Origin of the sequence: Planotetraspora mira (assembly GCF_016863275.1) — a bacterium.
In the GTDB taxonomy this organism is placed as follows: Bacteria; Actinomycetota; Actinomycetes; order Streptosporangiales; family Streptosporangiaceae; genus Planotetraspora; species Planotetraspora mira.
This window is the reverse complement of the sequence record NZ_BOOO01000039.1, coordinates 174,602-182,903: the sequence shown is the minus strand read 5'-3', so window position 1 is coordinate 182,903 and position 8,302 is coordinate 174,602. Positions and strand designations below refer to the sequence as shown.

At 68.8% G+C, this 8,302-nt stretch carries 8 protein-coding genes; 3 read left to right on the top strand and 5 right to left on the bottom strand.

Features of this window, described 5'->3' with window-relative positions; translation table 11 throughout:
• A partial coding sequence (locus Pmi06nite_RS33625) for a VOC family protein (RefSeq protein WP_308442549.1) occupies positions 1-499 on the top strand: 499 nt, incomplete at its 5' end.
• Positions 500-621: 122 nt separating this feature from the next.
• Here the strand turns inward: Pmi06nite_RS33625 and Pmi06nite_RS33620 are convergent.
• On the bottom strand, positions 622-1,092 hold the full coding sequence (locus Pmi06nite_RS33620) for an Lrp/AsnC family transcriptional regulator (RefSeq protein ID WP_203957209.1): 471 nt from the start codon (positions 1,090-1,092) through the stop codon (positions 622-624).
• A 132-nt stretch (positions 1,093-1,224) separates the two neighbouring features.
• On the opposite strand from Pmi06nite_RS33620, the gene Pmi06nite_RS33615 reads away from it, so the two are divergent.
• Positions 1,225-2,109, top strand: a complete 885-nt coding sequence (locus tag Pmi06nite_RS33615; protein ID WP_203957208.1) for a phenylalanine 4-monooxygenase — start codon at positions 1,225-1,227, stop codon at positions 2,107-2,109.
• A gap of 190 nt (positions 2,110-2,299) precedes the next feature.
• On the opposite strand, the gene Pmi06nite_RS33610 is transcribed toward Pmi06nite_RS33615, so the two are convergent.
• The 4 genes from Pmi06nite_RS33610 to Pmi06nite_RS33595 all read right to left on the bottom strand — a co-directional run bounded on the left by Pmi06nite_RS33610 (position 2,300) and on the right by Pmi06nite_RS33595 (position 6,751).
• Positions 2,300-3,859: a phosphodiester glycosidase family protein gene (locus Pmi06nite_RS33610; RefSeq protein ID WP_203957207.1), complete on the bottom strand. Its 1,560-nt coding sequence runs from the start codon at positions 3,857-3,859 to the stop codon at positions 2,300-2,302.
• Positions 3,860-3,997: 138 nt separating this feature from the next.
• Positions 3,998-4,204 carry a hypothetical protein gene (locus tag Pmi06nite_RS33605; RefSeq protein WP_203957206.1) on the bottom strand — a complete coding sequence of 69 codons (207 nt, stop codon included), beginning with the start codon at positions 4,202-4,204 and terminating at the stop codon, positions 3,998-4,000.
• Between the two features lie 154 nt (positions 4,205-4,358).
• Positions 4,359-5,969, bottom strand: coding sequence for a PucR family transcriptional regulator (locus Pmi06nite_RS33600; RefSeq protein ID WP_203957205.1), 1,611 nt, complete (start codon positions 5,967-5,969; stop codon positions 4,359-4,361).
• Positions 5,970-6,007: 38 nt separating this feature from the next.
• Entirely contained in the window at positions 6,008-6,751 is a 744-nt protein-coding gene (locus Pmi06nite_RS33595; RefSeq protein ID WP_203957204.1) for a TetR/AcrR family transcriptional regulator C-terminal domain-containing protein, read from the bottom strand.
• Positions 6,752-6,834: 83 nt separating this feature from the next.
• On the opposite strand from Pmi06nite_RS33595, the gene Pmi06nite_RS33590 reads away from it, so the two are divergent.
• Positions 6,835-8,298 carry an MFS transporter gene (locus tag Pmi06nite_RS33590; protein ID WP_203957203.1) on the top strand — a complete coding sequence of 488 codons (1,464 nt, stop codon included), beginning with the start codon at positions 6,835-6,837 and terminating at the stop codon, positions 8,296-8,298.
• The last annotated feature ends 4 nt before the right edge of the window (positions 8,299-8,302 follow it).

Here is an 8,302-nt window from a genome sequence, read left to right as displayed (position 1 = left end):
CGGCCCCTCCTTTTTTATTTCCAGCGATAACGCATTTCCCTGCGAAGTATCGTGGTCCCGGAAGTGGAGCCTGAGTCGCTTTTCCCCGGGAGGGCCGGCCGTGATCGGCAACCTGCAGTGCGTTGTGCTCGACTGTGCCGAACCGCTGCCGCTGGCCCGGTTCTACCAGGCGCTCCTGGGCGGCACCGTCAACAAGCGCGATCGACGATGGGATCTCAGTGACGAATGGGTGACTCTTCACACGGCTTCCGGGCAGGTTCTGGCTTTCCAGGGGGTGGAGGACCATCGTCCACCGCGGTGGCCGGAATCAGATCACCCGCAACAGTTCCATCTGGATGTCGGAGTAGAGGATCTCGACCGGGCCCATCAGCAGGTGCTGGCGAGCGGGGCGACGCTGCTTGACGACGGCGGCGGCACCCGCGGGTGGCGTATCTACGCCGATCCCGCCGGCCACCCCTTCTGTCTGGTCCTCGAACGCCCGCGTCCACGTAATCCCTGACCGACCGCTTCGTGTGATTGTCTGCCGCTCGGCCGATCCCCGACCGACTGTCTGCGTAATCCCCTCAATGACTACAGCCGATCCTTGAATCGCCGCTCGGCTGATCTCTGAACTGCTGCTCGCTAGGCCGGAGACTCCGCGGCGGCTCCGAGCAGAGGCTCGACCCGGAAGGGGATCTGAGTCGACAAGGCGATGGTCGTATCGGTGCGCTGCACCGCAGGCGACGCGAGGATCTCCGCGATGATGTCCTGGAGATGCGGCGTGCTCCGCGCGACCACCCGGCACAGGAGGTCGGCCTGGCCGCTCGTGCCGTACACCTCGAGGATCTCCGGTATCGAACCCAGCGTCCGCACCGCTTCGGTGAGCTTGCCCTGCGCGATCTGAAGGGACGCGAACGCGAGGATCGGGTAGCCGATCTCCTCCGTCGCCACCGTGGGGCCGAAGTCGCTGATCACCCCTCGCATGGTCAGCTTCTCCAGGCGCGCCTGAACGGTGCCGCGTGCCACCCCGAGGAGGCGGGCGAGTTCGGTCAGCCCGATCCGGGGGTGAGCACGCATGGTGATCAACAGTTGACTGTCGAGCGCGTCGAGCATGCGCCCGAGGCTACGCTCCGACTGGTCGAATCGGCTAGCTCAATCCACCATTTTGGTCGCAGATTGTGCGTTCCGCCCACTCCGACTGGTCGCTCTTGTCAGCGAATCGGCGAGTTGCTGTCATATGGGGTTATGTTCGAGGAAGCGCAGTACTTTGCTCCAGTCGCGACGCAAGACGATGGATCCGTCGTCGTCGAGTTGGCCAGCGGCCACCCGGGTTTCGCGGACACGGTGTACCGGAACCGCCGCAACGCCATCGCGGCACTGGCGCTCGGTCACAAACCGGGTGAGCCCATTCCCCATGCGGAGTACACCGACGAGGAACACCACGTGTGGGCGCTCGTCACGCAGGAACTCGCCGTCAAGCACGGCAAATACGCGGTGCGGGAGTTCATCGACGCCGCAGCCCGGCTGCGGCTGCCGACGGAGCGTATCCCGCAACTTCAGGAGGTCAGTGACCTGTTGAAGCCGATCACCGGGTTCGGATACCTGCCGGCGGCCGGGCTCGTCCCGTTGCGGGAGTTCTACGGCGTGCTGGCGGACGGCCTGTTCCACTCCACCCAGTACATCCGGCACCACTCGGTGCCCTTCTACACGCCTGAACCCGACATCGTGCACGAGGTGATCGGACACGCGAACACGCTGGCCTCCCCGCGCTTCGCCGAGCTCTACCGGCTCGCCGGCCGGGCCGCCCGGCGAGTCGAGACCGACGAGGCGCTGGAGTTCGTGTCCAAGGTCTTCTGGTTCACGCTCGAGTTCGGCGTCATGCGTGAGGACGGCGAGTCCAAGGCGTACGGCGCAGGCATTCTGAGCTCGTCCGGCGAGATCGAGGAATTTCGCGGGATGGACATCCGTCCGCTCGAGCTCACCGCCATGGGCACCACCCACTACGACATCACGAAGTATCAGGAGGTGCTGTTCGAGGCGGAGTCGTTCGACCACCTGGAGGACGTGGTCGGCACGTTCTGGGACACCTGCGACGACGACTCGATCGCCCGCCTGGCCGCGTCGCGCTGACACTCGCCCCGCTGTGCGCGGCCAGCCTCATCGGCTCCCACCGAGGCCCCAGCAGAGGCCCCGCAAGATGCCTCCGCAAAAAGGCCCTGCAGAGGCCCTGCAGAGGCCCCGGCAAGAAGGCCCCGCAAGAGGGTCGAGGACAAGTGGTTCGACGGCATCGTGCGCAGAGGTCCGACGTGTCGTCCCCAGGTCACTTGCCGACGATGAGCAGGGCGTCGCCGACGCCGCGCTCTGCTCCGTCGGACGGGTGGTTGACCACCTTCCCGTCGACCACCATGGTGCTCGAGCCGCCGCCGTCCAGGCTGATCGCGTCTCGGGCGCCGAGCCAGCGCATGAGTTCCGCCGACTCGAAGAACGACGCGCCCACGCTGGTGCCGGGAGCACGGCCGTCCACGACCGCGATGACCAACTCTCCGGACGCGGTCACTCCCGCGAGCGTCCGGGGGTGCCGTCGGACGATCATGTTGACGTTGGCCATGCCGTCCTTGGCGGCGGTGATCGAGGTCCGCCCGTCCCTGACGAGGCCGATCCCTCCACCGATGATGCTGGTCTCCGAGGTCAGCGGAACGACCTGACCGGTGCGCAGGTCGGTCACCTTCGCCGTGACGTCGACCGTCATGCCCGTGGCGGCGTGCTCTGTGAGCCAGTCGGCGGCGGTGCCGCTCCCGTGGAGCACCCGTGTCCCGTGAGGCACGGGAGCGCCGGGCCGGCGCGGTCGCAGGACCTCGCCCGACGCGTCGAGCACCACCTCGGCTCCGTGATCGGAGGGAGTCGCGCGGCCGAGTTCCTCGGTGTACATCACCAGCTCATCCGCCCGGGCGACCCGGTTGAGGCCCCCGACCTCCAGCTTCGCCCCGTCGTCTGAGGCCGCCACGACAGACGAGGACAGCTCGGTGACGCGTGCCCTGCGGCCCGCGAGGACCAGACCCGTACGCCCGGGAACCGCCTCGCTGAGCAGGTCGCCGTCCACTACGGAGATGCCGGTCGGATCACCGCGGAAGTCCTTCAGCGTGTGGATGTCGAAGAACCCGCCGTTGACCGCCGCTACGGCATCGGCTGAGGCCGCCATCGCCGAGACCGTCTCCCGCGCCGCCACTCCGGCGCCGAGCGACGAACGGAAGGTGCCGTGGAAGGAGCGAGGGTCGATCATGAGGACACGAATGGTCCACGGGCCGCTGGTCTGGAAACCGTCGTCACCGCCGAAGTCGACTTTCGCGGTGATGCCCGCCTTCTTGAGCCGTTTGACCACGTGGGCGGCCTCGGTCATCTTGCCGAGCGGCCACGCCCCGATCCTGACCGTCCAGAAGTCGGCCGCCGGATGGTCCGCGACCGCCGGCTCGGTGAACTTCACGATGGAGGGGCTGTAACCGGCCTCCTCCACCGCGAGGGCCTGGGCCCTCGCGGTCGCCTCGGAGAAGGCGTCCTTGCCGCGCGCCACGACGCTGACGGTGTAGCCGTCGGTCGACGTGCCGTGCGTCAGCGTGAAGGACTCGATGCCCGGTACGACCCGTTCGGACACGACCTTCGGCGCCTTCGCGGATCCGAGAGGGAAGCCGGTCGTCGGGAGGGCCGCCGTGGGGAGGGCCGTCGGTGGTGGAGCGGCGGGAAGGCCCGCAAGGCCCGGGATCTCGGGAAGCAGGCGCAGAGCGTACCGAGGCCCGGGAAGCGGGGAGAACGAACTGGCGAAGGCCGAGAGCGTGATCATCGTCAGGGCCACGGTGGCGGTCCCGACGATCAGATGGCGTCGCATGCGGTCTTCCCTCGTTCGTGATCCTTCGAAGGACCATCGTGACGAGGATCGCAGGCCGCTCGCGCTGTACACGCCAAAGATCGTGAGAAATGGTCACGACTTTCCGGTGAAACCGCACGGCGGTCGCCGTGCCCGTGGTCACGGTGTCACTGCGTCGATCTCGCGCGCCTGCTGGACGAAGTCCTGGGCGGACATGGCCTCCACGTGAAGGAGCAGCCCGTTGCGGCGCCGTGAGACGCCCCAGTAGTGCGTGGTGGCCTGACCCCACCAGATGGTCCACCGGGGGAACCGGGCGGACAAGGCTCGCACCACGATCGCCGGACTGATCTGAGGTTCGCTCGTCATCTGCACCCTCTGAGACAAGCACGATTCACACCGTGTGCGCGAGTGTACGGAGAGTAGTCAGGTGCCATAGGACTTACACCTGGTGAGGCAGACCTGTATCCGCATATGCGGCCTCATCCCGATCCTCATTCGGGCGGAGAGGCGGATCCCCAGGTCACAGGCTTTCGCGGCGGAACGTCTCCAGGGCCAGCAGCGCCACGTGAAGGGACATGCACGATTCGACGTCGTCGAGGTCGGTCTCGAGGATGCGTTCGAGCCGCCGGAGCCGGTCGTAGAACGCGGGGCGGGACAGGTGCGCCTTCTGTGCGGCGACCGCCTTGTTCCTGCCGGCGTCGAGGTAGACCCGCAGGATCCGGGTCAGGTCGCCGTGCCGCTGGGCGTCGTGCGCGAGCAGCGCTCCGAGTTCGCGCTCGGCGAAGGTCTGGAGTCGCGCGTCGTCGCGCAGCAGGTGGAGCAGCCCGCGCAGGCGCAGGTCCGGAAGGCGATAGAACGCGCGTCCGTCAGGCTGGCGGACCGCCACGTCGGCCACCTGCTCGGCCTCGAGGAAGCTGCGCCGTACGTCTTTGATCGACTCGACCACGGAACCGGTCGCCAGCACGAACGGCGTGGGGAAGGTGGCCCGCAGGCGGTCCGCGAGGGCGCCGAGAGCCGTTTCCGCGAGCGAGCGCGGCGGTAGGGGGAGCAGTACGCCCACCCGGCTCTGATCGAGCGCGCCCACCAGCGCCGGGAGCCGCGCGTCGCGGCAGGCGGCCGCCGTGGCCTCGGCCAGCTCGCCCACCTGGGCCTGCTCGCCCAGCGCGGTTCCGGTCGAGGAGGTCAGCCTGATGACGGCGCTGATCAGCTTCCGGCCGGTGAGCGGCACCCCGACCGCCCGGGCCCGGGCCGCCGCCTCGTCCGGATCGGAGTAGGCGTGGGTGAGGATCCCGGCGATGATCGTGCCGTGCGCCTGCCGTTCGAGCGACTCCTGGTGGCGCTCAAGCAGCCGGCTGAGTGCGAGCGTGGTCGCCGCGCGTTCGGCGAGCACGGTGTCATGAGGGCTCGGAGGGGTGTCGCACAGGAGGATGAGCCGTCCCCAGTCCTGCCCCCGGGCGCCCACCATGGTGACGAGCCACCCGGCGGCGGTGTCGTACGCGGTGCGCTCCTCGGGCGAGACCGCGCGGGACCGCGTCTCCCAGCCGGCCAGGATCGTTCCGGTGTCGCCCCCGGCGGCGTCGCACGCGAGGACCTGATGGGCGAGGTTCTCCAGGACGACGGGCCGTCCGGAGAACCGGGAGACCTGCGCCAGCACCTCGGAGGGCGACGCGCCCTCGACCGACAGCTCGGTGAAGACCTCGTGCAGTTGCTCCGACGCCCGCAGCTCCTGGAGCTGGATGTCGATGATCCGCGCGTGAACCGACTCGGTGATCTGCACGAACGGGGTCTCGCGCGCGAGGGTGACGAGCGGCAGGCCGTGGTCTTCCGCGGCCTCGATCACCGAGCGCGGCAACTCGCGGACGAACCGGCGGCCCAGCTCCACGATGAGCCCGGAGGCGCCGACCGCGGCGAGGTCGGAGATGTAGTCGGCGAGCTTGTCCGGCTCGCTCGGCAGGGCCACGCCCGTGGTGAGCACGAGCTCGCCGCCGCGCAGCAGATGGGCGATGTCGGTGATCTCACCGACGTGCACCCAGCGGACCCGGGTGTCGAGACGGTCGCCGCCCGCGACGACGCGCGGATTACCGCGTCGGACCGCGTCCAGCGCGAGCACGTCGGCGACTGTGGGCAGCATGTTCCGAGGCTACCTGATCATTGTGTAAAGAGGACGGGTCAGTCGCTGACAGGATGATCTCGCCGGCTTCCGTGCGGAAGCCGGGCCGCCAGGCCGTCGAGCAGCGCCACCAGCCCGAAGTCGAACGCGATCCGCCGGGCCGTCATGGGGTCGAAGGCCATGCCGGAGTAGGCGCGGTACCGCTCCCGCAGGCTGGGGTAGTCGGCGCCCAGTTCCTCGATGATCGGCTCTACGGACGCCTGGATTCCGGCCACGTCGGTGCCGGCCTCGTCGAGCGCGTTGAGCCAGGCGACCTCGGGGATGGTGGCGCCCAGCGTGTAGGACACCACAGCGCTGACCGCGTAGTCGACGTCGATTCCGTCGAAGCCGGCGCTGGAGAACGCCGCCATGAGACGGTCGGCGGCCGTCATGGCGTTGGGCCCGAGAGCGGGGAGCACGCCGATCAGGCTGATGCTCCAGGGGTGCTGGGAGACGGCGTCGCGCATGCCGTACGCGAAAGCGGTGGCGGCGTCGTGCCAGCTCGACCCTTCGGGGATGGAGACCTTGGCGTAGACCTCGTCCATGACGAGCTCGAGCAACTCGTCCTTGTTCGCCACGTGCCAGTAGAGGCTGGTCGCCCCCGCTCCGAGCCGCGCCCCGAGCTTGCGCATGCTGAGCGCGTCGAGGCCGTCCTCGTCGAGCAGTTCCATCGCCGCCCGGATGATCTGGTCGCGGCTCAGGCCCTGGTCGCGAGGGCCCCTGCGCTCACGCGTCCAGACCGAGGAGAACGGCTTCGCTGACACCGCCACAGGATATTCGCTCGCACGCTGTTCGAGGCTGTCGTACAGTGTTCCAGTCTTATCGCACACTGTTCGAGGTGGCTCCTATGTCGCATCCCCGCCGCTGGTGGATCCTCGGCGTCCTCTGCCTGAGTCTGCTGACACTCGTCGTGGACAACACCGTGCTCAACCTGGCGATCCCGTCGCTCATGCGCGAGTTGGGCGCATCCCCGTCGGACGTCCAGTGGATCATCGACGCGTACATCCTGGTCTTCGCCGGCCTGCTGCTCACCGCGGGAAGCCTGTCCGACCGATACGGCAGGCGCCTGTTCCTGATCCTCGGCCTGGCCTTCTTCGGGGGCGCGTCGGTGGCCGCCATGCTCGCGACCGAGCCGTGGCAGCTCATCGGGGCCCGGGCCCTGATGGGGGTGGGCGGCTCCTTCGTCATGCCGTCCACCATGTCCATCCTGATCACGGTCTTCGACGAGAGCGAGCGCAGGAAGGCGTTCGCCGCGTGGAGTTCGGTGGCCATGGCAGGGGTGATCGCCGGGCCGACGCTGGGCGGATTCCTCCTCCAGCACTACTACTGGGGCTCGGTCTTCTTGCTCAACGTGCCGATCGCGGTCGTGGCGATCATCGCGGCGCTCGTCCTGATGCCGGAGACGAAGGGGGACGCCCGCGCGGTCGACCCGGTCGGCGTCGTGTTGTCGATCGTGGGCATGGGCGCCCTCGTCTACGCGGTCGTGTCCGCGCCCACCGGCGAGTGGAACCCGCTCGTGGTCGCGGTGGCCGCGGTGGCACTGCTGGGCTTCGTGTTGTGGGAGCGCAGGGCCGCGCAGCCGATGTTGCCGCTGTCGCTCTTCAGGGACCGGTCGTTCAGCGGCGCGTCGTTCTCGATCGTCCTGCTGTCCTTCGGGTCCGGAGCGCTGATGCTGGCCCTGACGCAGTACCTCCAGTTCGTCCTCGGCTACGAACCGCTGAAGGCCGGAATGGCCCTGCTGCCGTACGTGATGGCCGCTCTGGTCTTCAACGGCCTCGGGGCGGCGCTGGGCAAGAAGGTCAGCAACCGGACGCTCATCGTCACGGGCCTGCTCGTCATGGCCGTCGGCTTCGGCGTCCTCGCCACTCTCGACGGCGGGTACGGCATGCTCATCGTCAGCTTGATGATCATGGGTGTCGGCGGCGGCCTGGCCGGACCGGCGGCGTACGCCACGTTGATGGGCGCCGTGCCGCCGGAGCGCGCGGGTGTGGGCTCGGCGTTGAACGACACGGTGCAGCAGGTCGGCATGGCCCTCAGCGTCGCCGTGCTCGGCAGCGTGCTCGCGGGGGTCTACACGGCCTCCATGCCGGCCTCCGCTCCCGAGGTCGCCCGTGACTCGATCAGCGGCGCGCTCGCGCTGGGAGATCCCGCCGTGGCCGAGGCGGGCCGCGACGCCTTCGTGTCGGCCATGTCGGTCGGCTCGCTGGTCGGGTTCGGGTTCTGCGTGGCCGCAGCGGTGATGGCCCTGCTCCTCCTGCGTCGCACCCCGGCCGCCGAGGGGGCCGTCGAGAAGGAGGCCGCCCCGGTGTGAACCC